We start from the raw sequence: 25,231 nt of genomic DNA, 5'->3' as shown, positions 1-25,231 counted from the left end.
AGATAATCATGCGGCTATAGATTAAACTGTTTGAAAGGGCATTGTGTTTTATGCAAATATACTCGTAGAAGAGCGTTTTTTATTTTAGAAAAGAAAAAGCACTGATTATCTGGAATAATCAGTGCTTTAATATTGAGCCGCTAGCCAGACTTGAACTGGCGACCTACGCGTTACGAATGCGTTGCTCTACCAACTGAGCTATAGCGGCAATAAACTTTTGTTTACGGGGTGCAAAGGTACATCTTTATTTGAAAAGGCAAAAAGAATCCTTGTTTTTTTTAGAAATATTTTAGTAGAATAATTTTCTGTTTGAATGTTCTGAACTTTATTGCCTTAAAAATTGGATAATAAAACGAAAAGAAGCATCTTTGTCGTAGGTCCTATAGCAAAAAGTCTGATACTGATTATGAATTTTAGAACATATTATAAATATCTTTCTTCACGCATAGCGTCCAAATGGGTGGTGTTGTCGGTAGATGTAATTATCGTTGTGATTTCCATACTTTCTGCATGTTTTTTGCAATATAGGCTTTCGTCCGTATCTTATGAAATTTCTTTGTATGTATGGCTGACCATTTGGGCTGTATTGTGTAATGTCTGTTTCTTTCATATTTTCCGTACTTATGTAGGTGTCATCCGTTTTTCTTCTTTTGTAGATATTTATCGTGTGTTTTGGAGCCTTACGATAAGCTATGTTGTACTGTTTTTGGGGAATTTCTGTTGGTCTGTTTTGGGGCTTGAAGAAACTTTGCCGAACAGCATTCTGTTTATGGCATATATGTTTACTTTCTCTCTGATGGTTTGTATGCGCATTGCTGTGAAGATGCTTTATGAAGCTATTGCTTTTGATGCACGTCATTGCGTGAATGTTTTTATTTATGGATTCCATGGGACTGGAGTCGATGTTGCAAAATCCTTGAGAGTTAGTCGTAATAATCATTATCGCCTGCGTGGCTTTATTTCGGACGAACTTGATATGATAGGTAAACATACGATGGGATGCAGGGTATATCCCAATGATGAACAGCTGTTTGATCGTCTAAAGAAAAAGAAAGTGGATACAATCATTATCTCTCCAAGCAAGGTATCGGATTTGGAAAATTCCGGAATGCTGGATAAACTGTTCTCTCATGATATTCATGTAATGACCGTTCCTCCCTTAAGCGATTGTATGGATGATGGACTGATCAAGGACATTCAAATAGAAGATTGGCTTCGTGGAGAACCGGTACAAGTTGACATGCGTAAAATTGCGGCCCATATTGAGGGGCGTAGAGTAATGGTTACGGGAGCAGCGGGAGCTGTAGGAAGGGAAATCGTCCGCCAGTTGGCTACACTGAATCCTTATCAGTTGATTCTGGTAGATCAGGCAGAGTCCCCATTGTATGATGTACAGTTGGAATTGTCTGATCATTGGAAGAATCTGGAGGTCCGCGTATTGGTTGCAGATGTTGCTAACCGTACGCGTATGGAGGCTATATTTGAAGGAACACGTCCTCAACTTGTTTTTCATTCTGCTGCTTATAAACATGTACAACTGATGGATGATTTTGTGTCAGAGGCAATTCAAACGAATATATCGGGAACAGTGAATATTGCGGACCTGGCGGTAAAGTATAGAGTGTCCCGTATGGTTATGATGTCTGTAACTAATGCACGTCATCCGGAGAATGCTATGGAATATAGTAAGCGTGTGGCGGAAATGTATGTGCAGTCATCTTATTGCAGGTTGAAACGCGACAAAGGGGAAACTGATATGTTCATAGTACGTTTGAGTGAGATGTATCCGATGAATGCGCATTGTTTGATGACCTTGTCTGAAGCTTGTATGCTCACCCTGGAAGTGGGAGTCATGGGGGATGGAGGAGAAGTGTACATTGTAGGAGGGCCTGGGGATGGGCTTTTGGATTCTGTAATCAGTGAAAAGATAAAGCGTGAAAAGGCATCTGTTGATGATTATGAACATGTGCGGGAAGAAGTGCTGGCCTTGGTGCAACATAGTTATACCGAAAAAAAGGCTATTTTGATTGGACTAATGAAAAAAATAGTGCCAATTTTCTCACTTTCTTCTACCCAAGGAAAAGACGTGAAAATGACAGCTTTTTAATGCTTTTTCTGAAACTTAGAAGTGGAATAAATGTATATTATAAAATAATATATTACCTTTGTGCCCGATTTATATTTATTACAAGAACTCAAAAGATTAATCAGAATATTTTATGCGTAGATTAATAACACTATTCTTTTTGGTATTTACTTTGTCAGGAGTAGCTTTTGCTCAGCAGATGTCAGATGATCAGGTTGTTCAGTATGTAAAAAGCGCTCAGCAGATGGGTAAAAATCAAAAGCAGATTACTACTGAATTAATGCGGCGGGGAGTGACAAGGGAACAAGTTGAAAGAATTCAGAAAAAGTATGAAAATTCTAAATCTGGAAGTCCGCAGAGCAATACCCAAGATGAGAAACGTTCTCGTCAACGTGGTGAAATGAGTGGCGTAGTCAAAGGGTTGCGTACAACTTCGGAAACGTATTCTGCCAGGCAAACGGATGTTGCAGGGGATTCTTTACAAATGATGGATAATCGTTCCTTGTCTCAAGAGAAAGGGGCGGGGGATCCGACTTCGCAAATTTATGGTCATAATATTTTTACTAACGATAATTTGACTTTCGAACCTAATGTGAATGTTGCTACTCCCGAGAATTATCGTCTGGGACCTGGTGATGAGGTGATTATTGATGTGTGGGGAGCTTCTGAAACAACAATCCGACAAACAATATCTCCGGAAGGAAGTATTCTTGTGAATAATTTAGGACCGGTTTATCTGAGTGGTAAAACAGTAAGTGAAGCCAATAATTATTTGAAACAAGAATTTGCCAGAATATATTCTGGAGTAACTGGAAATGTTCCCTCTACCCAAGTTAAATTGACATTAGGAGAAATACGTTCTATTCAAGTAAACGTTATGGGTGAAGTTATGGTGCCCGGAACTTATACCCTCTCATCATTTGCTTCCGTATTCCATGCTTTATATCGTGCAGGTGGTGTGAATCCGATTGGTAGTTTACGCAGTATTAAAGTGATTCGCAATGGAAATACAATAGCAGATTTGGATGTTTACGATTTACTTATGAAAGGAAAAATGAAGGATGACATCCGTCTGCAGGATGGTGATGTAATTCTTGTGGATCCTTACCAGTCATTGGTACAGATATTGGGTAAGGTAAAACGTCCGATGTTTTATGAAATGAAACCCACTGAAACCGTAGGCACATTATTGAAGTATTCAGGTGGTTTTACGGGTGATGCTTATAAAAAAGCATTACGTATAATCCGTAAAAGTGGACGTGAGCATCAAATTTATAATGTGGATGAGATGGATTATTCTGTATTCCGCGTAGATGACGGTGATAAGATAACGGTTGATTCCGTTTTACAACGTTTTGAGAATCGTGTGGAAGTCCGCGGTGCTGTATATCGTGAAGGCTTGTATCAGTTGGACGGTACGATGAATACAGTGAAACAGCTGATTAAGAAAGCAGAAGGACTTCGCGGAGATGCATTCTTAAACCGTGCTATAATCGATCGTGAGCTTGAAGACTTGTCGCATGAGATTATACAAGTAGATGTGAAAGGTTTGCTGAACGGGACGGCTGCAGATATTCCTTTGCAGAAGAATGATATTTTATATATCCCAAGTATTCATGATTTGAAGGAAGAAGCTACACTTACCATCCATGGTGAAGTTGCCAATCCGGGTACATATCTCTATTCTGATAAAATGACAGTAGAGGATTTGGTGTTGCAGGCTGGTGGCTTGTTGGAGGCAGCGGCTACGACGAAAGTTGAAGTGGCACGGCGTATGAAAGATACGAAGAGTACATCTTTCAGTACTACAGTAGGCCAGAATTTCTCTTTTGATTTGAAAGATGGCTTATTGGTGGGAGAAGGAAGCCAGGATTTCCATCTTGAACCTTTTGATGAAGTTTATATTCGTAAGAGTCCGTCTTATTTTAAACAACAGAATGTTATGGTGGGAGGAGAAGTTCTTTTTAGCGGTAATTATGCACTATCGAAAAAAAATGAACGTTTGAGTGACTTGATAGCTAAGGCTGGTGGAGTGACTCCCGATGCTTATGTAAAAGGAGCGCGTCTTATTCGTAGGATGACCGAAGAAGAATTTCGCCGTAAAGAAGATGCCCTGCGTATGGCGCAAGCGGGAGGTGGAGATTCCATATCTGTAAAAAAATTGGATTTGTCTGATACCTATTCTGTAGGTATAAATCTGGGAGAGGCTTTGAAGAATCCCGGTTCAGATGCTGATATGGTGCTTCGTGAGGGAGATGTGTTATTTGTTCCGGAGTACGTAAGTACAGTGAAAATCAACGGTGCTGTAATGTATCCGAATACAGTTTTATATAAAAAGGGTGAAAGCTTGAAATATTACATCAATCAAGCTGGTGGTTTTGGTAATGATGCCAAGAAACGTAAGGTCTATGTAATATACATGAATGGTACAGTTTCTCGTTTAAAAGCAGGGAACAAGAAAGCCATTGAACCTGGTTGTGAAATAATTGTTCCAAGTAAAGAACAGAAAAAGAAGATGACTACTGCTGAAATTCTGGGAATGGGAAGTACGACAGCTTCTATTGCAGCGATGATTGCGACTATGGTTAATCTCTTTAAGTAATTTGAATTATGAGCGAAGAAAGAATACAAAACATAACCTCTCCACAACCTGAGGAACAAGAAATAGATTTGATAGAACTGGCCCAGAAAGTATGGGCTAGTCGCAAATTGGTTTTTAAGGCGTGTGGTATCGCTGCTCTTGTAGGACTGGTTGTTGCATTTAGTATTCCTAAGGAGTACTCTACAAGTGTGACATTGGCTCCGGAGAGTGGTGGCAAATCTGGTGGTGGAAGTATGGGAGCCCTTGCAGCCATGGCGGGTATCAATTTGGGCACTTCTTCTGGTGAGGATGCTTTGTCACCCGAACTTTATCCTGATATTGTAAGTTCTACTCCTTTTCTGATTGAACTGTTCGATGTTAAAGTCAAGGATCAGAAAGCAAAAGTAGACACGACTTTATATGCTTATTTGAAAGAAGAACAGCGTTCTCCTTGGTGGAGTGCAATTTTCTCCGCTCCTTTTAAAGTGTTAGGATGGACATTGTCTTTGTTTAAGGATGAACCGGAAGAGGGGGACGCAAAGCTGGATCCTTTTCGTCTTACTAGAGATGAGTCTGCCATTGCAGATGCTTTAAGTAAACGTATCTCTGTTTCCGTAGACAAAAAGACAGGTGTGACAACCTTGTCTGTTACTATGCAGGATCCTTTGATATCTGCTTCGCTGACGGATACCGTGATGCATTGCCTGCAGAACTACATCACAGATTATCGGACTAATAAGGCTCGTCATGATTTGGCATTTACCGAAAAACTTTATGGAGAAGCAAAGGCCAGTTATGAGGATGCCCAGAAGAAATACGCAAATTTTGTAGATGCAAACCAGAATATAATATTACTGAGTTATCGCGCAGAGCAAGAGCGTTTACAGAATGAAATGAATTTAGCCTATCAAGTATATACACAAGTGTCTCAACAATTGCAGATGGCAAGAGCTAAGGTGCAGGAGATTACACCGGTATATACGGTTGTCCAGCCGGCTACGGTACCTTTGAAGCCTGCAAAGCCCAATAAATTGATGATTTTGATCGGCTTCATGTTCTTGGCAGGTGTCGGCAGTGTGGGATGGATATTATTTGTAAAAGATTTATTAAAGGGATGGAAAAAGCAAACAATATGATGACGGATAATGATATGATGTGCTGGCATGCATTGTACACAGCACCTAAGTCTGAACATAAGTTGATGCAGCGTTTGAATGCTGCGGGATATACTACATATTGCCCGATGCAGGCTGTGTTTGTAAAATGGAAAGGGCATACCCGGAAGGTGATTACCCCTCTTTTTTCCGGATGCTTGTTTGTTGCTGGTAATGTGGCGGAAGTTGCCTCATTGGCTTCCTCGCAGAAGGCTGCTATATTACTAGATAAAGAAGGAAAAAGTTTGTCTATTGAAGCGGGTAAAGCAGAACTTCCTGCCAAGTTTGCTCAATTGCTGAGGTTATGATGAAGCTGATAACAGAAGAGCTGCTGGATACCGTTACTTCACAAGCCAAGGAGAATTCCCGTTTACGTATGAATTATAATTTTCATGCGTCTATGGATGCCCCTATTCATCGGTTGCTGAATGCTTTGGAACCAGGAACTTATCTTCCTCCTCACCGTCATACAGATAAGGAAGAAACTTATCTGGTTTTGCGTGGAAGTCTGCTGGCATTTTTTTATGATGATGCCGGTAATGTAACAGATAAGGTATGCCTCAATCCTTCGGAAGGTAAATATGGTCTGGAGATTCCTTCTAATACGTGGCATAGTATTATTGCCTTGGAGTCAGGCACCGTTATTTTTGAAATTAAAAAAGGCCCATATCAGCCTCTACCCTCAGAGGATTTGGCTTCATGGGCTCCTCAGACTTCTGATGTGGAGGGAATAAAGGCTTTTATGAAGCGGATGTTGGAACTTTAATATTTTTTTGATAAAACAAAGAAGCCTCCCGATATTTTATTGTATATCGGGAGGCTTCTTTATGTACCATGTTATTAGTCAAACAGGCTCTTGAACTTCTTGAATATTTTCTCCTTAATCGAAGTGTTTGGCTTGAAGTTATCAGATTCTTCCATTTCCTCCAATGTTTTCTTCTCATCCTTGCTCAGCGTTTCGGGTACATATACGCTGACATTTACTAGCAAATCTCCCGTGCCGTATCCATTCACGTTGGGCAAACCTTTGCCGCGCAGGCGGAGTACTTTTCCCGGTTGCGTACCTGAGTCAATTTTTACTTTCACCTTTCCATCAATCGTGGGAATTTCTACTGCACCACCCAAGGCTGCTGTCGGGAAGCTGAGGAGCAGGTTGTAAATCAAGTCATTTTCGTCGCGTATCAGGTTCGGGTCTTGTTCTTCTTCTACAAGAATCAGCAGGTCTCCCGGCATACCGTTGTGCTTGCCTGCATTTCCTTTTCCTCCCATAGAGAGCTGCATACCTTCTGCGACACCTTTCGGGATTTTTACGGTTACTACTTCTTCACCGTATACAATACCTTCACCGGCACATTCCTTACACTTGTTTTTGATGATTTTGCCTTCACCGCCACAAGTTGGGCAAGTGGTTCTTGTTTGCATGGTGCCGAGTATGGTTTGCTGGTTACGGATTACCGTGCCGCTACCGTTACAGGTCGGGCAGGTTTCGGCGCCGCCGTCGCCTTCGGCTCCCGTGCCATGACAGTGGGTACAAGGCACGTATTTCTTCAGCTTGAATTTCTTTTCCACACCGGTAGAGATCTCCTTGAGGTTCAGTTTTACCTTGACGCGCAAGTCCGAACCACGGTAACGGCGTTGTTGTGTGCCGCCACTTCCGCCGAAACCTCCAAAACCGCCAAAACCTCCTCCACTGTGTCCACCAAAGATATCACCGAACATGGAGAAGATGTCGTCCATGGACATGCCTCCACTGAAGCCGCCGAACGGACCACCATTACCGGCGGCACCACCCAGTCCGGCATGGCCAAACTGATCGTAGCGGGCACGCTTGTCCGGATTGCTTAGTACGTCGTATGCCTCTGCCGCTTCCTTGAATTTCTCTTCGGCTGTTTTGTCGCCCGGATTCTTGTCCGGATGATATTGGATGGCTTTTTTGCGATAGGCTTTCTTTATTTCTTCTACCGTTGCTGTCTTTTCGACTTCCAATACTTCGTAGTAATCTCTTTTTTCCATACAGTTTTATGTTATTCTCCGACTACCACTTTGGCATGACGGATCACTTTGTCGTTTAGGATGTAACCGGTTTGTACGCAGTCCAGAATTTTGCCTTTCAGTGCTTCATTGGGTGCCGGAATCACGGCGATGGCTTCGTGATAGTCTGTGTCGAGCGGTTGTTCCTTTGTCTCTATCACCTTAACGCCGTTTTGTCCCAATACAGACATGAATTTGTTGTAGATAAGTTCAACGCCTTCTTTTACGGCAGCTACATCGGTAGCTGTCTCCATGTTTTTGAGGGCGCGTTCAAAGTCATCCACAATGGGTAGGATACTGCTGATACTCTTTTCACCACCGTTCAGGATGAGTTCTGCCTTCTCCTTCATGGTACGTTTGCGGTAATTGTCAAACTCGGCAGACAAGCGCAGATATTTGTCTTTCTGCTCTTCAATCTGTTCATTGGCCTTTTCCAGTTCCTGAGCGAGCTTTTCTTCTTCTGTTAGGGGAGCTTCGTTTTCTTGTGAAACTTCTTGTCCTACGGTTTCTTCGTCACATTCGTTAGGAGTAGCTTGAGTTTTCAGCTCCTCTTCCTGGTTGTTTTCTTTTTCTTTCGGATTCATATTGTTATGCTTATTATTCTTGTAAAATGATTTTGCTTTCATTGCTGTTAAGGGTTTAAGTTAATACGATATCAGTGCTCCAGCAAAAACTTTGCCAAAACGGATGTTTTTGCCGAAAACGCTGCAAAGGTAATACTTTTATGTCAGATTGACAGCGCTTCTCTGTGTCTATTCATGGAAAAATAACTATCTTTGCACTCGCAATTCGCAGACTAATAGGTATTAAATAGTAAATTGTAAATAAATAAATCGTAAATATAAAGATGATTACAGTCTCTAATGTCTCAGTACAGTTTGGTAAAAGAGTGTTGTTCAATGACGTAAACCTGAAGTTTACAAGTGGTAACTGTTACGGTATCATCGGTGCCAACGGTGCCGGAAAATCTACTTTCCTGAAAACGATTTCCGGGGAGCTGGACCCTACGACGGGTTCCATCATGCTGGCTCCGGGAGAGCGTCTTTCCGTTTTGAGCCAGGACCACTTTAAGTGGGATGCTTTTACGGTAATGGACACGGTGATGATGGGACACACGGTGTTGTGGGACATCATGAAGCAGCGTGAAGTGCTGTATGCCAAAGAGGATTTCACAGACGAGGATGGACTGAAGGTTTCCGAATTGGAAGAGAAATTTGCCGAGCTGGACGGCTGGAATGCCGAAAGCGATGCTGCCGCCTTGTTGAGTGGTTTGGGTATCAAGGAGGACAAGCATTATCTGTTGATGGGTGAGTTGAACAACAAGGAAAAGGTGCGTGTCATGCTGGCGCAAGCTCTCTATGGAAATCCTGATAACTTGCTGCTGGACGAGCCTACCAATGACTTGGATATGGAGACCGTGACTTGGCTGGAAGAGTACCTCTCCAACTTTGAGCATACGGTGCTGGTGGTAAGCCACGACCGTCACTTCCTCGACTCCGTTTGTACGCATACGGTGGACATCGACTACGGAAAGATTAACCTCTTTGCCGGTAACTATAGCTTCTGGTACGAGTCCAGCCAGCTGGCGCTCCGTCAGCAGCAGAACCAGAAGGCAAAGGCCGAGGAGAAGAAGAAAGAGCTGGAAGAGTTTATCCGCCGATTCAGTGCCAATGTGGCAAAGAGCAAGCAGACTACCAGCCGCAAGAAGATGTTGGAGAAACTGAATGTAGAAGAAATCAAGCCGTCATCACGTAAGTATCCGGGCATTATCTTTACGCCCGAACGCGAACCGGGTAATCAGATTCTGGAAGTTTCCGGTTTGACGAAAACGCTGGAAGATGGTACGGTGCTGTTCCGCGACGTCAACTTCAATGTAGAGAAGGGAGACAAGATTGTATTCCTTTCGCACGACCCGCGTGCCATGACCGCCCTGTTCGAGATTATCAACGAGAATATGAAACCGGATGCGGGTACCTTCAACTGGGGTGTGACTATCACCACCGCTTACCTGCCGCTGGACAATACTGCATTCTTTAATACAGACCTGAATCTGGTGGACTGGTTGAGCCAGTTCGGCGAAGGCAATGAAGTCTACATGAAGAGTTTTCTGGGACGTATGCTGTTCTCCGGTGAGGAGGTGCTGAAGAAAGCAAGCGTATTGTCGGGAGGTGAGAAGATGCGTTGCATGATTGCACGTATGCAGCTGCGCAATGCCAATTGCTTGATTCTGGATACACCTACCAATCACCTCGACTTGGAGTCTATCCAGGCATTCAACAATAATCTAAAGACCTATAAGGGCAATATCCTTTTCTCATCCCACGACCACGAGTTCATTCAGACGGTTGCCAACCGTATCATCGAATTGACTCCGAACGGTATTATCGACAAGATGATGGAGTATGACGAATACATCACTTCAGACCACATCAAGGAGTTGCGTGCACGTATGTACGCAACAAAGTGATAACGGAAGCTAAGGACTAAATAAGCATATTTTAAATCGTTCCATCATGAGGAAAAAATCGTTCCACCATGGTGGAACGATTTTTTCACCACGGTGGAACAATATTTCTGCCATGATGGAACGATTCTTCTTTCATATCTTTTTTGTTTAATAAAGGCTTGTGCGATATTGAAAAAAAGAAGAAGGTGTGTTAGAATGATTTTTAGCTATCATTCTGACACACCTTCTTTTGCTATTAAAAGAGTCTCTTTGTTCTTATTAAGGCGGGGAATAGTCTGGGTTATTGTTTCTCCTTATATATAATTTTGCCTTGGCTTTCGCCGAAAAGGTTGTCGCCCAGCGTGGTAATCTTATTCCCCGTGGCAAGCACATAGCGCAGGTTGTCGCATCCCATAAATGCTCCGTACTCAATGGCGGTTACACTAGCAGGAAGCACCAGCGTGCCGCACAAACGACCGCAGCCACTGAATGCACGCTGTCCGATGCTTCTAAGCTCTTGCGGGAGCCGTACGTTCAGCAGATACTTCTTTTGGGTGAAAGTATAGTCGGGAATTGCAGTGGCATTACTGTTGGTCATGTCGATGGAAACCAGATTGGGCATATAGTCGCGTATCAATGTGAAGTCGGCTTCGTCCATTTTACCTTCAACGGTCAGAAAGTTAACGTCTTTGGGCTGAAATCCGGCTCTTAGCAGTTCGCTGGCAAGGCTGCCCATTTTACCAATCTGCACATTTACTGTCAGTGGTTCTCCTTCAATGAATGCAAAGGTCTCCCATTTCTTTTTGGTACGGTAGGAGTCACTGCATCCCAATGGAACAAATATGGCTGTAACGCTATCAGCCAATGCTTCGGACAACAGATTGGGAGCCGTTTTCTTCCGTATCTGGCATATCTTGAGATTTTTGCATCCCTTAAAGGCAGCATCTTCGATGTTCTTGGTCTTGTCGGAAAGGATAACCCTAGTCAGTGTCTCCTTGCCAATGAAGGTACTGTCGTCCATTTGCTGGCAGAAGGCATATGCCGGAATGCAATTGGCAGGATATACGTAAAAACGGTTTGGATAAGTTCCGTTCTTGCCTGCATACGTGCTGATAGATGCGTTCGAGATGTCCAACTGCTGCAGATTCTTGAATTCATCTCTTAGATGCCTGAAGTCTATGGCATTCAGTTTGCCCTGCAGGGTTAGTTGGGTAATTTCATTAGCTTCCGCTTCAGTCATCAGCTCCACCAAGGTACCGGGTTTGGCTACGTAGTATCTTTTGGATTTTTGTGCCGAGGCATTCAGCATTAACGCCAGTCCGGCAATGGCTAAAAGTATTTTTCTTAGTTTCATGTTTATTGATTCTAGATTGATTTTTCAAATATAGGAAGAAAACGGCAGGAATACATGAGGTTTTTTCTTTTTATTATTATTTTTGTCGGATATTAATCAATATTGAGATACAAATGGAGACAGAAGAGACGGTAAAGGAAGGGCTTGTTACAGCAAGTAAAGCAAAAAGTATTTGGTTGGCATTCGTTGATATAGTACTGTTTGCTGTACTTTCAATGATTTTTCTGTTTTTGTTTGCCATACCTTTTGCATTAGTTTTTCCGGAGTTGAAGACGGAAGTTGGTGAAACAAACATTTACTTTCAGATGCTGAATGAAGTCTTGATGCTGGTCAGTGGGCTGATTGCCGCTTGTATGGTGTTGGGCTTTAGGAAGCTTCCTTTTTCGGGTTTGGGCTTGTCTTTGAAGGGATGGGGCAGGAGCCTGCTGAGAGGAGCTTTGTTTGTCGTGTTCTTGTATGTAGTCGGTTTTGGCTTGTCTTTGCTGTTAGGGGCAGTGGAGGTGGTAGGGTTCTTGTTTTCTCCCATATCTCTGCTGGTCAGTCTTTTGCTTTATTTTTTTGTGGCGGTTACGGAAGAAGTTATCGGACGCGGTTTTATTTTAGGGCGTATGCTGGATGGAGGCATCAATAAGTTTGTGGCATTGTTTATTTCTGCGGTGTTATTTTCGTTGATGCACCTTTTCAATCCTAACTTTGCCTTTGTCCCGTTTCTGAATATCATGCTGGCAGGTTGTTTCTTGGGGGCTTCCTATATATATACGCGTAACCTCTGTTTCCCCATTGCCTTGCATTGGTTCTGGAACTGGATTCAAGGTTCCGTTTTGGGATATAAAGTCAGTGGAAATGAATTCAGCAATGAGAATCTGCTGATTCTTCACTTTCCGGAAGAAAATTTGATAAATGGAGGAACCTTCGGGTTCGAAGGCTCCATTCTGTGTTCACTACTTTTAGTGCTTGGTACAGTAATTATCTTAAGACACTATTATAAGGGATTAGAGATTAAGGATTAATACGGAAACCATTAACCATTAATCCCTAATCCTTAATCCCTAATTCTGTTCCACTCCTTTCATTGTCAGCTGTATGCGTTTCCGGTCCATATCTATGCTGAGTACCTTTACGCGTATATGCTGGTGAATGGACACTACTTCATTAGGGTCTGATATGAATCTGTCGGCGAGTTGGGAGAGGTGTACCAGTCCGTTTTCCTTGATGCCTATATCGACAAATGCGCCGAAGTTGGTGATGTTTCCTACGATGCCGGGCAGTTCCATGCCTTCGCGCAGGTCGTTGATGGTGCGCACGTTCTTATCAAATTCAAATATCTTTATCGGTCCGCGCGGGTCACGTCCGGGCTTGTCCAGCTCTTGCAGGATGTCTTTCAGTGTCGGCATGCCCACGGTGGGGGAGAGGTAGCGTTCCGGATTAATCTTCAGACGCAGCTCCCGGCTGGCTATCAGTTCGGCTACGCTGCAATCCAAGTCCTTTGCCATCTGTTCTACGATGCAATAGCTTTCCGGGTGCACGGCAGTGTTGTCCAGCGGGTTCTTTGCCTGCGGAATGCGTAGGAAGCCGGCACATTGCTCAAATGCCTTGGCGCCCATGCGCGGCACTTTCATCAATTCTTTACGGGAGGTGAAGGCACCGTTTTCGGCGCGATAGTTCACAATGTTCTGTGCCAGTTGAGGACCCAATCCCGAGATATAGGTCAGCAGGTGGCTGCTTGCGGTGTTTAGGTTGACACCTACCAGGTTTACGCAGTTCTCTACAGTTTGGTCCAGCGACTTTTTCAGTTTTGTCTGGTCCACGTCATGCTGGTATTGCCCCACACCAATAGATTTCGGGTCAATCTTTACCAACTCTGCCAGTGGGTCCATCAGTCGTCTGCCTATGGACACGGCACCACGCACGGTGACGTCGTAGTCGGGAAACTCGTCCCGTGCAATTTTAGAGGCCGAATAGATGGAAGCTCCCTGCTCGCTGACGATAAATATCTGCACATCGCGGTTGAAGCGCTGATGCTTCAAGAACTCTTCCGTCTCGCGGCTGGCAGTTCCGTTACCTATGGCTACGGCATCTATTTTATAGGACTCCATCATCATTTGCAGTTTGGCGAATGCCTCCTTCTGCTTGCTGACTGGAGGGTGGGGGTAGATGTTCTCATTATGGAGTAGATTTCCTTGTGCATCGAGGCACACAACTTTACAACCAGTACGAAATCCGGGGTCTATACCCATCACACGCTTTTGCCCCAATGGTGAGGCCAGTAGCAATTGACGAAGATTTTCCGCAAACACTTTGATGGCTTCCTCGTCGGCGCGCTCCTTGCTTTGGGTCGCGAATTCCGTTTCTATGGACGGTTTTAACAGGCGTTTGTAAGCATCTTGCACAGCTTCTGCTACTTGCTGTCCACAGGCGTTGTTGCTCCGTACGAACTGCCGTTCTAGGCGCTCCGCACACTCTTCGTCATTGGGGCTGATGCTGACTTTCAGCAAACCTTCCGCTTCAGCGCGCCGGATGGCGAGCAGACGGTGGGAACTGCATCGCCGCAAGGATTCGGAGTAGTCGAAATAGTCGCGATATTTGGCCGCTTCTTCTTCTTTGCCTTTCACCACCTTGGCGGTCAGTGTGCCTTGGCGGACAAAGGAACTCCGGACGCTGTTTCTAGCCCGTTCATCTTCACTTACATGCTCGGCTATGATGTCACGGGCACCTTTCAGTGCATCTTCCACGTTCTTCACGTCTCCTTTCACATAACCGGCGGCGCGTTCCTCCGGATGGGGCTCACGTTGCAGCATCAGCAGGGTGGCGAGGGGTTCCAGTCCTTTTTGGCGGGCTGCTTCGGCACGTGTTTTCCGTTTGGGTTTGTAGGGAAGGTAGATATCCTCCAGTAGGGTGTTCTCCCAGGTCTCCTCGATACGCTTCTGAAGTTCGGCGGTCAGTTTGCCTTGTTCTTGAATGGTGCTGAGGATGGTTTCTTTACGTTTGGCGGTTTCGCTCAGCTTTTCGTAGTGGGTCTTTATGGATTCAATCTGCACTTCGTCCAGTCCTCCCGTCACTTCCTTTCGGTAGCGGCTGATGAAAGGGATTGTCGCTCCGTTTTCCAGCAAGCCGAGGGTCTGGCTTATTTGTTTTTCTGATATGCCGAGAACGGCAGATATCATTCGATGAAAATCTTGTATCATTTTGTATCTCATTTTATAAATAGGGGGTAAAAGTACAAAAAAACAATTGTTGTTTTTTCTTTAGGTTCCAACTTTTATCTATATTTGTCAAAGCTATGGAGCAATTAAACGAATCAATCAATTGAAACACATATATCGTACAATATTACCATGCGTGGTAGCGCTTTTCTGCTGCCTTTTGCCTGTTTTCTCAATTACGGGAGAGCATCCGGTATTGATTATCAGCTCCTATAATCCGGATGCCGGTCGGACTTCCAGCAATATCTCTGACTTTATGGAGGAATTCCAACGTTTAGGAGGGACAAATACCGTTGCATTGGAAAACATGAATTGCAAAAGTTTTTCCGAAGCTCCTTTTTGGGAAAAGAGAATGGCAGGGCTATTATCCAAATACCAGAATGATAAAAGTCCGGCATTGATTGTTCTTATTGGGCAGGAAGCTTGGGCTGCCTACCTTTCTTTGGAAGACTCTGTACGCGGCAATACTCCAGTAGTGAGTGCGCTATCCAGCCGGAACGCCATATTGTTGCCGGGAGATACCATCGATTTGAAAACTTGGATGCCTGAATCCGTAGATTTTTTCACGGATTTTCCGGATTCGCCTATCAAGGCCGGTTTCGTTTATGAGTATGATGTGGAGGCGAATATTAACATGGTAAAGCAGATGTATCCTGACACCGAGAATATCGCTTTTATATCAGACAACAGTTATGGTGGTGTTGCTATGCAAGCCTATGTAGTGAAGGAAATGAAGAAATTTCCCGAATTGGATCTGATACTGCTTGACGGACGTGTCAATACAATATATACTATTTGTGATAGGTTACATGAACTGCCGGAACATACGGCAGTATTAATGGGGACGTGGCGCGTGGATATGAATGATGGTTATTTTATGCGTAATGCTACTTATGCCATGATGGAAGCTGCTCCAGCCTTGCCCACATTCTCTTTGAGTTCTGCAGGTTTGGGATACTGGGCTGTGGCAGGCATCGTTCCTGCCTACCGTGCTTTGGGCAAGGAGATGGCAAGGCAATCTTATCGTCTGCTGACTGACCCGCAGGATGGGAATACTCATATGGAAGTCATTCCGAATGAGACCATACTGGACGGCAAGCTCGTGAAGGAAAAGGAACTGAATATTGCCAACCTTCCGGAACCGGTAAAGATGCTGAATGTAACCCCTTCTTTCTATGAACAGTACAAGTATCATATCTGGTCTGTCTGTGCTGTGCTATTGGTGCTGTTGGGCGGTTTGTTCGTTTCCCTTTATTTTTATTATCATACAAAGAAGTTGAAGGATGAACTGGAGGTATCCGAAGGTGCTTTGCGAGAGGCAAAGGACCGTGCTGAAGAATCCAGCCGCCTGAAGAGTGCTTTCCTTGCCAATATGAGCCACGAAATCCGTACGCCATTGAATGCGATTGTGGGCTTCTCGGACGTGCTGTCTGCCGGAGGAGCCTCGGAAGAAGAACAGCGTGGCTATTTTGAAATTATCAGGACCAACTCTGATTTGCTGCTTCGGCTGATTAATGACATATTGGATGTGTCCCGTTTGGAGGCCGACCGCGTCATCCTTTCTTTGGAGAGCTGCAATGTAGTGCAGATATGCCAGCAGGTAGTAGCTTCCGTGGCCCAGGCACGTAGGTCGACCAATCAATTCCTATTTGAGTGTGAACGTGAGGTGGTGGAGATGCGGACGGACGTGCAGCGTTTACAGCAGGTTGTGATAAATCTGCTTTCCAATGCGGACAAGTTTACAAAGGAAGGTACGATAACCTTGAAGCTGGAACTGGATACAGCAGGGAATGTAGCAGTATTTTCGGTGACTGACACCGGTTGCGGCATTCCTTTGGACAAACAGAAACGGGTGTTCGAACGTTTCGAGAAGCTGAACGAATATGTGCAGGGAACCGGCTTGGGCTTGTCCATCTGTAAGCTGACCGTTGAGAAGTGGGGCGGTGAAATTTGGATAGATCCTGCCTATACGGATGGAGCGCGGTTTGTATTTACCCATCCCATGAATTTATAAGGACTGACAAGAAATAAGGAAATATAATGAAAAGATTTAGTTGTTTTTTTATCTGGATTTTTGTCCTGACAAGCATACTGCCTGCGCAGGAAAGAGAGGTGAAACTGAAAGTCGTACAGACCAGTGATATACACGGAAACTACTATCCCTACGACTTTATACGCCGCCGGGAGGCAACCGGCAGTCTGGCACGCGTGCATGCTTTGGTGCAAAAAGAGCGTGAGACTTATGGCGAAAACCTGATTCTCTTGGACAATGGCGACATTCTGCAGGGACAGCCCACTGCCTACTACTATAATTACATAGATACTGTTGCTCCCCATCTGACTGCAGAGATGATGAATTTCATGGGGTATGATGCCGGTAATATGGGTAACCATGATGTAGAGACCGGTCGTGCCGTTTTCGACCGTTGGGCAGGTGATTGCCGTTTTCCGATATTGGGTGCCAATATTGTGGATATTGCTACCGGAGAAACCCATTTCAAACCCTATGAGGTGCTGGAACGTGACGGAGTGAAAATTGTGGTTCTCGGTATGATAACTCCTGCCATTCCCGTATGGCTTTCAGAGAATCTGTGGAAAGGGTTGCGTTTCGACGATATGGAGGAGACTGCCCGCAAATGGATGAAGATTATCCGTGAGCAGGAAAAGCCGGATTTGGTTATCGGTATGTTCCATGCCGGTCAGGATGCCCAGCTGATGGGAGGCAAGTATCGCGAAAACGCTTCGGTGGAAGTGGCATGCAATGTGCCGGGATTCGATATTGTCCTGATGGGCCATGACCATGCTCGCGAATGCAAGAGGGTGTGCAACATAGTTGGTGACTCGGTACTGGTGATGGACCCTGCCAGCAACGGTGTCGTTGTAAGTAATGTGGATATAACCTTGAAATTGCGTGACGGCAAGGTTGTTGGCAAGAAGATAGACGGCATACTGTCCGATACGAAAGACTACGGTGTCAGCGAAGAGTTCATGCAGCGCTTTGCCCCCGAATATGCAGCTGTGCAGAATTTTGTTTCCAAGAAAATAGGTTCTTTTACCGAGGCCATCTCCACACGTCCTGCCTATTTCGGTTCTTCCGCTTTTATAGACCTTATTCATGAGTTGCAGTTGGCAATCAGCGGAGCGGATATTTCTTTTGCGGCTCCTTTGTCCTATGATACGGAAATCCGTAAAGGAGACATTTTTGTGAACGATATGTTCAATCTGTATAAGTATGAAAATATGCTTTACACCATGCGTCTGACGGGAAAGGAGATACGCGATGCCTTGGAGATGTCGTATGATTTGTGGACCAATCGGATGAAGTCTCCGGACGACCATATCCTTCTCTTCCGTGAGAAGCGCCGCGAAGGTGCTACGGATAGGGCCTCATTCAAGAATTTCAGCTTCAACTTCGATTCTGCGGCGGGTATTATCTACACGGTGGATGTGACCAAGCCGGATGGCGAGAAGGTAGCCATTCTCAGTATGGCAGACGGTACTCCGTTCGATATGGATAAAATGTATAAGGTAGCGGTGAATTCTTATCGCGGAAACGGTGGCGGCGAATTGCTGACAAAGGGGGCCGGCATCTCGCAGGATGAATTGAAGGAGCGCATCATCCACTCTACGGATAAGGACTTACGCTATTATCTGATGCAGTACATTGAGCAGAAGAAGGTGATTGAACCGCGTGCGCTGAATCAGTGGAAGTTTATTCCCGAAGAGTGGGCGGCTCCGGCTTCCAAGCGTGATTATGAGTTCTTGTTTGGCAAAGTTAAAGAATAATTCACTATCTTTGCGGCTCAAAATCTATAGTATAAGTTTTGGGCGTGAAGCAGAAGAAAAAAATTATAGGTGCATTGAGCTTGCTGGTACTGTTTATCATGTACCAGGCAAGTATCACTGCGTTCACTCACGTCCATTATGTGAATGGGGTGATGATAACGCACTCGCACCCTTTTCATGGCACACACTCTCACTCTCAGACTTCCCTTCTGGTTATCGGGCATCTGTCGGTATTCCACTCTTCCGGGGTGGATGTGTATGAGGTTCAGCACCCGATGCGTCCTTTGCTGGCCATGCTCAGAGCCAAACCGGCAACACCTACTGTAAAGGGGGAAGTTATACGTACCCTTTCCCTTCGCGCTCCTCCCGCTCTTTTTTCATAGTCATTAGGTTTAAAAACGCCTGGATTTTTTTGCATGTAGATACCAGGTGTTTTAGTCTCGAATGTCCGGTATTTCAGTGAACGAAGTGCGGCATTTCGGATTATTATCTTTTTCAGACTTGAATTATTTTTTTATTTAGAGCGCTAATTTGATGAAACAATACATTTTGGCGTTGGTACTTGCAGTGGTAAGTGCCAGCGTAGCTTTTGCCGTAAATCCTATAAAGGAAGGCAATATGATTTCCGGCCATGTGATAGTGAAAGGTACGGAGGAAAATATACCGTATGCCACGGTTTTGATTATTGGCAGCGGTCAGGGAACGGTTTCCAATGAAGAAGGACAATTTGAGTTCCGCAAGCTTCCGACGGGAAAATACAAGCTCCGTGTGTCTGCCGTGGGCTATAAGACCCAAGAGAAGGAAGTGACGGTGAGCAAGGACTTTACTGCCGTCATACATTTCCCGATGGAAGAGGAGAGTTTCATGACCGATGAAGTGGTGGTATCTGCCAACCGCAACGAGGTAAGTCGCAAGGCAGCTCCGGTAGTCGTGAATGTGATGAGTACCAAATTGTTCGAGATGGTCAACTCCACCGACCTTGCCAAGACACTGAACTACCAGTCGGGCTTGCGTGTGGAGAACAACTGCCAGAACTGTGGTTTCCCCCAGGTGCGCATCAATGGCTTGGAAGGTCCGTATTCGCAGATATTGATAAACAGCCGTCCCATCATCAGTGCATTAAGCGGTGTGTACGGATTGGAGCAAATCCCCGTGAACATGATTGAACGGGTAGAAGTGGTGCGTGGCGGAGGCTCTGCCTTGTTTGGAGCTAATGCTGTGGGAGGCACCATCAACATTATAACCAAAGATCCCATCAACAATTCCTTCCAGGTATCGAGTATGTTCTCCAATATGGACGGCAAGTCCTGGGAGCAATATATGGGTGGCAATGTATCGCTGGTTGCCAAAGATAACTCCTACGGCATTGCCCTTTACGAGAGTTACCGCAACCGTAACCCCTACGACCGCGATGGCGATGGCTTTTCCGAGCTGGGCAAGCTGAACATGAATACCTTCGGTTTCCGTGCCTATTACCGTCCTACGCATTTCAGCCGCATCAATCTGGAATACCATACTACTAACGAACTTCGTCGCGGAGGTAATAAATTTGATTTGCAGCCGCATGAGACGGACATTACCGAGCAGACCAAGCATATCATCAATAGCGGAGGCGTGAGCTATGATTTGTTCTGGAAAGAGTACAAACATAAGATTTCAGCTTACACCTCCATCCAGCACACTGACCGCAACAGTTACTATGGTGCCCAAAAGGACATGAATGCTTACGGCAAGACGAAAGACCTGACTTGGGTTGCTGGTGGCATGTATGTGGGCAATATGGACAACTGTCTCTTTGCTCCCGCCACCTTCACCGGCGGGCTGGAATATCAGAACAACTCCCTGCACGACATCATGACCGGCTATCATCGTGACATGGAGCAGGATGTCCGCATTGCCAGCGCTTTCGTGCAGAATGAGTGGAAAATGAATGTACTGACCATGCTGGTCGGCGCCCGTCTGGACAAGCACAACCTGATTGACAAGCTTATTTTCAGTCCTCGCGTCAACCTGCTCTACAAGCCGACAGATGATTTTCAGGCACGCTTGACTTATTCTACCGGTTTCCGTGCTCCGCAGGCATACGATGAGGACTTGCACGTAACGGCAGTAGGTGGCGAGGGTGTCCAAATTAAACTGTCCGACAATCTGCGTGAAGAGCGTTCCAACAGTTATAGCGGTTCGGTAGACTGGACTGCCCATCTGGGGCACTGGCAGGCAAACATCCTGGTGGAAGGTTTCTATACAGACCTGCGCCATGTCTTTGTGCTCGAAGATATCGGCAAGAACGAAGTTGGGGATGTCATCAAGGAGCGCCGCAACGGAAACGGTGCACGTGTATATGGTGCCAATCTGGATGCGAGGATTGCCCATGGCAAGGAGGCGCAGTTCCAACTCGGATTTACGGCACAGCGTAGCCGCTATACCCATGAGGAAGCTTGGACAAAGGTGGACGGAAAAGACCTTACCACCAAGCGCATGCCCCGTACACCGGATTATTACGGGTACTTCACTTTCTCTTCCGCACCGGTAAAGAATTTTGATTTCTCTCTTTCCGGTACCTATACGGGAAAGATGATTGTTCCGCACTACGCACCGGAAGATGCTCCCGAGGGTGCCTTCTGTAATATCACTTCAGACCGCATGGAGCATACTCCCCAATTTCTGGACCTGAATGTGAAGTTGAACTATACGTTTGTGCTTCACGACCATATCAAGCTTCAGTTGAATACGGGTGTACAGAATATCTTTAACAGTTTCCAGAAAGACCTGGATAAAGGGGAATTCCGCGATGCGGGTTATTTCTACGGACCGACGCAGCCGAGAACCTTTTTTATCGGTTTCAAGATAATGAACTAAAAGTTTCCATTTAAGAATTTTTAGAGCTAAATTCCGCAAAATAGTCCTACATTTGTCGCCAAAGCACAAAAACCATGGATACTAAGAGAATACGGAATGTAGACATTTCCCAGATACATCATTTGCCGATGATTGATTTCATCGGCAATGATTTTGCTATTTTTAATGACATCAAGGACATGCCTTTGAGCTCTTATCCCACCCGTTTGAATGCTGCTTGCTTGACTGTCTGCTTGAAAGGGTGGTGCAAACTGGAACTCAACCTGCAGCAATGTGAAATGCGGGAAGGTATGTTGGGCATTATTCTTCCCGACCAGATTGTTCTGCAACGGGAACGCTCCGAAGATTTTTCCGGACTTTTCATTGCCGTTTCAAAGGACTTTATGGATATGGTAATACCTACCATGCAGCAGCTTTTCCCCATGTTCTTTATGATTAAGGAACGGCCTTTTGTCCACATCACTCCGGAGGAATCCCAATCATTTCAGGAGTATCACTCTTTTCTTTGGAGCAAGGTGAAGCTGAAAGACAACCCTTTCCGTAAGGAAATCACCCAGGGGTTGCTGTTGGCCCTTTTTTATGAGATATATAACATTTATCAAGGGCATGTCGTTCAGGAACGCATTCCCAAAAGCAGGAAGGAAGACTTGTTCGAGCGCTTTATCCGTGCCGTTTCAGAGTCTTATAAAGAAGAGCGAAGTGTGTCCTATTATGCCGATAAGATGTTCCTCACCGCCAAGCACCTTTCCACCGTAGTGAAAGAAATCAGCGGAAAGACGGCAGGCGAATGGATTGACAGTCTCGTAGTTTTGGAAGCCAAAGCCTTGTTGAAGTCTTCCGAAATGAGCATTCAGGAAATTGCAGACGAGCTGCATTTTGCCAACCAGTCCTTCTTTGGTAAGTATTTCAAGCATCACACTGGCATGTCACCTAAAGAATATCGCCGGCAATAGGTTCAATGTGACGGAATAATGTTTATTTTTGCGGTAAAGATTTACCCCCAAAATAAACTATCATGGAAAAAAGAGAAATTGACCTTACTGTTTCCTGCTATGGAAAGGTGAAAGGAGTGAAGTATGACGTTGTCATCTTGCCGTGGGGAGCTACGGAGCCCCACAATCTGCATCTGCCTTATCTCACTGATTGTATTTTGCCGCATGACATTGCTGTAGACGCGGCTGCGCTGGCTTTGCAGAATTCCGGTGTACGCTGCATGGTGATGCCTCCCGTACCTTTCGGTGCACACAATCCGGGGCAGCGCGAACTTCCGTTCTGCATTCATACGCGCTACTCCACCCAGCAGGCCATTTTGGAAGACATAGTTGCCTCTCTCTATGCACAAGGTATGCGCAAGCTGATTATTCTCAGCGGTCATGGCGGCAACAACTTCAAGGGAATGATTCGTGACCTGGCGTTTGTATATCCCGATTTTCTGATTATCGCTGCCGACTGGTTCAGCATCGTCCCTCCCAAAGACTACTTTGAGGCTGCTGTCGACGACCATGCCGGCGAGTCTGAGACTTCCGTCATGATGCATTACCATCCCGAGCTGGTAAATCTGGCTGAGGCCGGTGACGGAGAATCCAAACCGTTTGCTATTCCTTCCTTGAATGAAAAGGTTGGCTGGGCTCCCCGCCATTGGGATAAGGCTACAGTCGACAGCGGGGTAGGGAACCCCCAAAAAGCTTCTGCCGAGAAAGGAGAACGTTATATGAAGCCGGTGGTGGAGAAGTTGGCGAAGCTCTTTACGGAAGTCGGTCAGGGAAGTTTGTATTGATATACTTGGCTTCCGGCTATATATAAAAATAGGCAATAACCGTTGTGGATATTGCCTATTTTTTAAGTGCACCCTAAAAACTAATCTCTTTACTCTTATAAAAACTAATCTTTCTCTATTTCGAGTACAAAATTAGAAGGTTTTTACGGGTTATGAATTGACATAAGTCAAAAATCTCCTTTGGATATTATTTTTTCAAACGTGCCCAAAAGCCTTTCTTTTTCTGCCGGACCGGTTCACTGTTTTCGCGGAACAGTTCTTCGTAGGTCAGTCGGTCATGTATCATGCGGTAAATGCTTCCCCAGTCAGGCAGTCCGCCTAGGTTGCGGTCATCGATAAAGAGATCGGCTTTTACTTTGCGTGAAAAACCGGTGTGTGCGATGTCTTCTTCCGGATAGTCCCGGTTGACGGCATAGAATTCTACACCCCGTTCCCTGCACCATTCCACAGCTTCCTCCAGGAGCTTCCCTTCACGTACCGACCATAAAATCAGCCGGTGACGCTCGTTTATCAGCATCTTCAGCGTAGCGGTGGCAAAGGGAATTTCTTCTCCTATCCGGGGGTAGCGGTGTTCTACAATGGTACCGTCAAAATCAACGGCTATGGTCATAAATGAATAGCTTTTATTGGTTTCAGACTGTGGAGAAAATTATCCTTGACCGCCTGTGGTGCCGCCGGAGTGCTGGCTGACCGGATTGTTTGAATATTCTTCCTGATGTCCCGTGTAGCTTTTCAGCTCTACTTTTACGTCTTTGCTCTGGTTGCCTACTATTATTTTAAAGGTATATGTTTTCACGCGTACCATGCGTTTGCTGCCATATAGCAGTACATGGTTGCCACTGATACTTGTAGTCAGCTTTTGTTCAATTTCATAAGAACCGTTCGTACCTCCCTCTTCAGTTTCAATGTAGTTGTTGATGTATGTGGCCAGTGCATCGGATGCTCCTGCAGCTTTCAGCGCTTCAGCCGGAGAAACGGTATAGTCCCATCCGTTCTTGATTTTAAGGGTCAGGGTGATGTTTTCCAGCGCATCGTAATCTCTGTTTTCAATCTTGATAACCTCGGCTTTTCCATTCACTTCGTTGTAGCCGTCTGCTACACTGGCGGCAGCTTGTTTGGTGAATTTCACTCTAGGTGAATATTTGCCGGCTATCTTCTCGCCTTGCGGAATGGTGATGATGTAATTGTTATTGTTGAATCCTACGGTTTTAGCAGCGGCTCTGGTTGCAGGCGCCTCGCTGGATTCCACTTCCATGTTTTCCGGATTAAAATAGCCCAGGTTGGCATCAGTCGACGGATTGGGAATGGCAATGATGATATCTTCCTTGGCAACAGCGTCAGCCGGCTCTGTCTTGATGGCTACGTTATTTACAGAAGCCTTTGATGCTTCCGGTTGTGTGGAAGTTGCCGGATTGGCCTCACGTGCCTCTTCAAACACGACGGCTGCAATCTTGGTGTTTTCTTCCGTACCTCCGGTGGGTATATTGATGGTGGCGGCATTCTCTTTTTCCGGATTTTCTATTTTCGGAGCCTCAATGGTGCTTCCATCAGCCTCCTGCATCTCGCCGAATTCTATGGTTGTTGACATTTTTACATTTACCACCATCAGGCTGTGGTTGGCTGTTCCGTCTGTAAATTCTGCTGTGGTCTCGTAGTCATCATGTCCTTCAGCTGTTACGGTGAGCGTATAGATGCCGGTTTTGTTCACAGTCAGTGAGTATACGCCTTTTGCATCGGTTGTGGCAGAGTACTCGCCGCTTTTTACGGTGGCTCCTGCCAATGGACCGTTGGCATCGGTAATGGAACCTGCAATGTAGTAGGCTGTTTGACTTCTCAGCGGATCTTCCACTTCTTCATATTTCTTGTCGTCATCGTGGCAAGAGGTAAGGACTGTTGTGCTGAAGGTCATTGCAAGCACCAATGCACCTCCTAAAAATAAACTTTTCTTTTTCAT

Annotated in this window: 19 protein-coding genes and 1 tRNA gene; 13 read left to right on the top strand and 7 right to left on the bottom strand. The window is 45.3% G+C overall.

Annotated elements, in window-relative coordinates; translation table 11 throughout:
* Window positions 1-135: 135 nt before the first annotated feature.
* Window positions 136-208 (bottom strand) — tRNA-Thr (locus tag HUX74_RS02030).
* Window positions 209-406: 198 nt separating this feature from the next.
* Between HUX74_RS02030 and HUX74_RS02025 the strand changes: the two genes are divergently transcribed.
* The 5 genes from HUX74_RS02025 (at window position 407) to HUX74_RS02005 (ending at window position 6,587) form a co-directional block, all read left to right on the top strand.
* Window positions 407-2,107 carry an SDR family NAD(P)-dependent oxidoreductase gene (locus HUX74_RS02025; RefSeq protein WP_117966615.1) on the top strand — a complete coding sequence of 567 codons (1,701 nt, stop codon included), beginning with the start codon at window positions 407-409 and terminating at the stop codon, window positions 2,105-2,107.
* Window positions 2,108-2,219: 112 nt separating this feature from the next.
* Window positions 2,220-4,688: an SLBB domain-containing protein gene (locus tag HUX74_RS02020; RefSeq protein WP_117601469.1), complete on the top strand. Its 2,469-nt coding sequence runs from the start codon at window positions 2,220-2,222 to the stop codon at window positions 4,686-4,688.
* A gap of 8 nt (window positions 4,689-4,696) precedes the next feature.
* Window positions 4,697-5,803: a Wzz/FepE/Etk N-terminal domain-containing protein gene (locus tag HUX74_RS02015; RefSeq protein WP_005836078.1), complete on the top strand. Its 1,107-nt coding sequence runs from the start codon at window positions 4,697-4,699 to the stop codon at window positions 5,801-5,803.
* Window positions 5,782-6,129, top strand: a complete 348-nt coding sequence (locus HUX74_RS02010; RefSeq protein WP_005836079.1) for a UpxY family transcription antiterminator — start codon at window positions 5,782-5,784, stop codon at window positions 6,127-6,129. The genes HUX74_RS02015 and HUX74_RS02010 overlap by 22 nt, the downstream gene beginning before the upstream one ends.
* On the top strand, window positions 6,129-6,587 hold the full coding sequence (locus HUX74_RS02005) for a WbuC family cupin fold metalloprotein (RefSeq protein ID WP_034523374.1): 459 nt from the start codon (window positions 6,129-6,131) through the stop codon (window positions 6,585-6,587). Before HUX74_RS02010 ends, HUX74_RS02005 begins: the two co-directional genes overlap by 1 nt.
* A gap of 74 nt (window positions 6,588-6,661) precedes the next feature.
* On the opposite strand, the gene dnaJ is transcribed toward HUX74_RS02005, so the two are convergent.
* Window positions 6,662-7,834 carry a molecular chaperone DnaJ gene (gene dnaJ, locus HUX74_RS02000; protein ID WP_117966609.1) on the bottom strand — a complete coding sequence of 391 codons (1,173 nt, stop codon included), beginning with the start codon at window positions 7,832-7,834 and terminating at the stop codon, window positions 6,662-6,664.
* An 11-nt stretch (window positions 7,835-7,845) separates the two neighbouring features.
* Entirely contained in the window at window positions 7,846-8,478 is a 633-nt protein-coding gene (locus tag HUX74_RS01995; RefSeq protein WP_117601472.1) for a nucleotide exchange factor GrpE, read from the bottom strand.
* 221 nt (window positions 8,479-8,699) lie between these two features.
* Between HUX74_RS01995 and HUX74_RS01990 the strand changes: the two genes are divergently transcribed.
* A complete protein-coding gene (locus tag HUX74_RS01990; protein WP_005827934.1) occupies window positions 8,700-10,319 on the top strand; it encodes an ABC-F family ATP-binding cassette domain-containing protein in 1,620 nt (539 codons plus the stop codon).
* Window positions 10,320-10,599: 280 nt separating this feature from the next.
* Here HUX74_RS01990 and HUX74_RS01985 read toward each other — a convergent pair whose 3' ends face one another.
* Window positions 10,600-11,652: a leucine-rich repeat domain-containing protein gene (locus tag HUX74_RS01985; protein WP_174646119.1), complete on the bottom strand. Its 1,053-nt coding sequence runs from the start codon at window positions 11,650-11,652 to the stop codon at window positions 10,600-10,602.
* 113 nt (window positions 11,653-11,765) lie between these two features.
* On the opposite strand from HUX74_RS01985, the gene HUX74_RS01980 reads away from it, so the two are divergent.
* Window positions 11,766-12,662, top strand: coding sequence for a CPBP family intramembrane glutamic endopeptidase (locus tag HUX74_RS01980; RefSeq protein WP_117601474.1), 897 nt, complete (start codon window positions 11,766-11,768; stop codon window positions 12,660-12,662).
* 39 nt (window positions 12,663-12,701) lie between these two features.
* On the opposite strand, the gene HUX74_RS01975 is transcribed toward HUX74_RS01980, so the two are convergent.
* The gene (locus HUX74_RS01975) at window positions 12,702-14,837 is read right to left on the bottom strand and encodes a Tex family protein (RefSeq protein ID WP_117966607.1); all 2,136 of its coding nucleotides are present in this window, start codon (window positions 14,835-14,837) and stop codon (window positions 12,702-12,704) included.
* 121 nt (window positions 14,838-14,958) lie between these two features.
* On the opposite strand from HUX74_RS01975, the gene HUX74_RS01970 reads away from it, so the two are divergent.
* From HUX74_RS01970 to HUX74_RS01945, 6 genes are all read left to right on the top strand, one after another.
* Window positions 14,959-16,869, top strand: a complete 1,911-nt coding sequence (locus HUX74_RS01970) for a HAMP domain-containing sensor histidine kinase (protein WP_117601476.1) — start codon at window positions 14,959-14,961, stop codon at window positions 16,867-16,869.
* A gap of 26 nt (window positions 16,870-16,895) precedes the next feature.
* Complete coding sequence (locus tag HUX74_RS01965; RefSeq protein WP_138346217.1) at window positions 16,896-18,641, top strand: bifunctional UDP-sugar hydrolase/5'-nucleotidase; 1,746 nt, start codon at window positions 16,896-16,898, stop codon at window positions 18,639-18,641.
* A gap of 44 nt (window positions 18,642-18,685) precedes the next feature.
* Window positions 18,686-19,024 carry a hypothetical protein gene (locus HUX74_RS01960; protein WP_174646118.1) on the top strand — a complete coding sequence of 113 codons (339 nt, stop codon included), beginning with the start codon at window positions 18,686-18,688 and terminating at the stop codon, window positions 19,022-19,024.
* A 151-nt stretch (window positions 19,025-19,175) separates the two neighbouring features.
* Complete coding sequence (locus HUX74_RS01955; protein ID WP_174646117.1) at window positions 19,176-21,500, top strand: TonB-dependent receptor; 2,325 nt, start codon at window positions 19,176-19,178, stop codon at window positions 21,498-21,500.
* A 74-nt stretch (window positions 21,501-21,574) separates the two neighbouring features.
* Window positions 21,575-22,453 carry an AraC family transcriptional regulator gene (locus HUX74_RS01950; protein ID WP_005827957.1) on the top strand — a complete coding sequence of 293 codons (879 nt, stop codon included), beginning with the start codon at window positions 21,575-21,577 and terminating at the stop codon, window positions 22,451-22,453.
* 62 nt (window positions 22,454-22,515) lie between these two features.
* Entirely contained in the window at window positions 22,516-23,277 is a 762-nt protein-coding gene (locus tag HUX74_RS01945) for a creatininase family protein (protein WP_174646116.1), read from the top strand.
* Between the two features lie 187 nt (window positions 23,278-23,464).
* On the opposite strand, the gene HUX74_RS01940 is transcribed toward HUX74_RS01945, so the two are convergent.
* A complete protein-coding gene (locus tag HUX74_RS01940) occupies window positions 23,465-23,887 on the bottom strand; it encodes a BT0820 family HAD-type phosphatase (RefSeq protein WP_117601479.1) in 423 nt (140 codons plus the stop codon).
* A gap of 39 nt (window positions 23,888-23,926) precedes the next feature.
* Entirely contained in the window at window positions 23,927-25,231 is a 1,305-nt protein-coding gene (locus HUX74_RS01935) for a carboxypeptidase-like regulatory domain-containing protein (protein WP_174646115.1), read from the bottom strand.

This window comes from Bacteroides sp. Marseille-P8574 (assembly GCF_902825465.1).
Lineage (GTDB): Bacteria > Bacteroidota > Bacteroidia > Bacteroidales > Bacteroidaceae > Bacteroides > Bacteroides uniformis.
This window is presented reverse-complemented; position numbering and strand designations above follow the sequence as displayed.

Coding starts and splice junctions, on each gene's coding strand:
- HUX74_RS02025 (WP_117966615.1), top strand. CDS start 407: ATGAATTTTAGAACATATTATAAATATCTTTCTTCACGCATAGCGTCC.
- HUX74_RS02020 (WP_117601469.1), top strand. CDS start 2,220: ATGCGTAGATTAATAACACTATTCTTTTTGGTATTTACTTTGTCAGGA.
- HUX74_RS02015 (WP_005836078.1), top strand. CDS start 4,697: ATGAGCGAAGAAAGAATACAAAACATAACCTCTCCACAACCTGAGGAA.
- HUX74_RS02010 (WP_005836079.1), top strand. CDS start 5,782: ATGGAAAAAGCAAACAATATGATGACGGATAATGATATGATGTGCTGG.
- HUX74_RS02005 (WP_034523374.1), top strand. CDS start 6,129: ATGAAGCTGATAACAGAAGAGCTGCTGGATACCGTTACTTCACAAGCC.
- dnaJ (WP_117966609.1), bottom strand. CDS start 7,834: ATGGAAAAAAGAGATTACTACGAAGTATTGGAAGTCGAAAAGACAGCA.
- HUX74_RS01995 (WP_117601472.1), bottom strand. CDS start 8,478: ATGAAAGCAAAATCATTTTACAAGAATAATAAGCATAACAATATGAAT.
- HUX74_RS01990 (WP_005827934.1), top strand. CDS start 8,700: ATGATTACAGTCTCTAATGTCTCAGTACAGTTTGGTAAAAGAGTGTTG.
- HUX74_RS01985 (WP_174646119.1), bottom strand. CDS start 11,652: ATGAAACTAAGAAAAATACTTTTAGCCATTGCCGGACTGGCGTTAATG.
- HUX74_RS01980 (WP_117601474.1), top strand. CDS start 11,766: ATGGAGACAGAAGAGACGGTAAAGGAAGGGCTTGTTACAGCAAGTAAA.
- HUX74_RS01975 (WP_117966607.1), bottom strand. CDS start 14,837: ATGATACAAGATTTTCATCGAATGATATCTGCCGTTCTCGGCATATCA.
- HUX74_RS01965 (WP_138346217.1), top strand. CDS start 16,896: ATGAAAAGATTTAGTTGTTTTTTTATCTGGATTTTTGTCCTGACAAGC.
- HUX74_RS01955 (WP_174646117.1), top strand. CDS start 19,176: ATGAAACAATACATTTTGGCGTTGGTACTTGCAGTGGTAAGTGCCAGC.
- HUX74_RS01950 (WP_005827957.1), top strand. CDS start 21,575: ATGGATACTAAGAGAATACGGAATGTAGACATTTCCCAGATACATCAT.
- HUX74_RS01945 (WP_174646116.1), top strand. CDS start 22,516: ATGGAAAAAAGAGAAATTGACCTTACTGTTTCCTGCTATGGAAAGGTG.
- HUX74_RS01940 (WP_117601479.1), bottom strand. CDS start 23,887: ATGACCATAGCCGTTGATTTTGACGGTACCATTGTAGAACACCGCTAC.
- HUX74_RS01935 (WP_174646115.1), bottom strand. CDS start 25,231: ATGAAAAAGAAAAGTTTATTTTTAGGAGGTGCATTGGTGCTTGCAATG.